This window comes from Methylobacterium sp. A49B, assembly GCF_053346215.1.
The window spans coordinates 1-220 of sequence record NZ_JBKFBO010000042.1 but is presented as its reverse complement, the minus strand read 5'-3'; the positions used below and the strand labels follow the sequence as shown (position 1 = coordinate 220).

Sequence of the window (220 nt, the reverse complement as noted above, 5' to 3'; positions counted from 1 at the left end):
GTTCTGGAACTCGACGTCGGCCTGGGCATTCAGCACGATCTTGGTGCCGGTGCTGTCGGTGGAGAAGATCGCGCCGGCGCCGAACGAGCCGTTGGAGGAGGTGCTGGCGGAGCTGACCGCGGCGTTCAGGGCCGCGACGGTGGCCGAGATGCTCGACGAGGCGGTGATGTTGGCCGACACCGAGGTGCCGTTGATGGTCAGCAGCACGGAGGCGCTGGAG

1 pseudogene is annotated in these 220 nt (G+C 67.7%); it reads right to left on the bottom strand.

Going from position 1 to position 220, the window contains the following annotated elements:
• Positions 1-220 (bottom strand): annotated as a pseudogene (locus ACLBX9_RS03230) (flagellin); the annotation flags it as partial.